The 1,224-nt window shown below is 65.1% G+C and carries 2 protein-coding genes; both read right to left on the bottom strand.

Features of this window, described 5'->3' with window-relative positions:
* A partial coding sequence (locus ABD127_RS18790; protein ID WP_344204382.1) for a hypothetical protein occupies positions 1-264 on the bottom strand: 264 nt, incomplete at its 3' end.
* Positions 265-269: 5 nt separating this feature from the next.
* A partial coding sequence (locus ABD127_RS18785; protein ID WP_344204379.1) for an aldehyde dehydrogenase family protein occupies positions 270-1,224 on the bottom strand: 955 nt, incomplete at its 5' end.

The following is a 1,224-nucleotide window of genomic DNA, read 5'->3' as shown; positions in this document are numbered from 1 at the left end:
GAACAACCCAGCGCCGGCCAGGCCGTCGAAGACGTCGGTCGGAAAGCCATCGTCACGTTCGTCTTGCGTCGCCAGGCGATGCGCGACGGGGCCGACCAACCGGTCCGCAACGTCCCGCACCTCGAGGCGAGTCTCCGCGACCTCCGCGGGGAGGTCTGGATAGGAGTAGAGCCGTTCTGCGAGTCGTTCTACATTCATCGTTCCTCCAGATGTGTTCACAACGTCGCTGGCGCAGCAATCACGACCAGCCGAACCGTCGTACATGTCAGTCAGGAGACCGCCAGAGCGATCGTGACCTCATCGGTGTAGAACTGCAGCGCGTCCTGGCCCACTTCCTTCGAACCATTACCGGACGACTTCAGCCCACCAAATGAAGCCTGAGGCTCCACGCCCGTGGTCGGCAGGTTGATGGCGAGGAGACCCGCCTCCACTGCTGCGGCGAACTGGGTGATCGAGCGATGACTGTCGGAGAACAGTCCCGCTGCGAGCCCGTACTCGCTCTGCGCGATCCGTCCGAGTGCGTCAGCGAGATCGGCGACCCGCTCGATGATGAGGACTGGACCGAAGATCTCGTGATCGAGGAGCTCACACGAGCGTGGGACGTCGACGATCACCGTTGGTTCAAAGTACCAACCGTCGGCCAGGTGCGGCTGCGGCGACTCAGCACCGCCACAGACCACCCGTGCGCCGGCGGCCGCCAGTTCACGTACCTGCTGAGCGACGAGGGCTCGAGCTCGTTCGCTCACCAAGGGCCCCAGTTCAGTCTGGGCTTCCTGGGCGTCACCGAGCCGCCGAGACGCTGCTGACGCGCAGACGATCTCCACGAACTCGTCGTAGACCGAGCTCTCGACAAGAGCGCGTCGGGTCGCGGTGCACTTCTGACCTGTGCTCCCGAATGCCCCCTCGGCGGCCGCTGCGGCGGCGACCGCGACGTCGGCGTCGGCCAGGACCACAAGCGGATTCACCCCACCCATCTCTGCTTGGACGCGCTTGCCCGACTGAGCACCTGCAAGTTCGATGGCACGCCCCACTGCTGTCGACCCAGTGAACGTGATGGCATGGATGCCCGGGTGCCTCACGAGCGCTTCGCCCACCTCGGAGGAGGTCCCGGTGAGGTAGCTCAGCACGCCCGGAGGCAGACCGGCCTCGATCAAGCACTCAAGGATCAGGGCTCCCGTGAAGGGCGTGTCGGGAGAGGGCTTCCAGATCATGCAGTTGCCAGCA

Origin of the sequence: Aeromicrobium alkaliterrae, from assembly GCF_039529015.1 — a bacterium.
GTDB lineage: Bacteria > Actinomycetota > Actinomycetes > Propionibacteriales > Nocardioidaceae > Aeromicrobium > Aeromicrobium alkaliterrae.
This window is presented reverse-complemented; position numbering and strand designations above follow the sequence as displayed.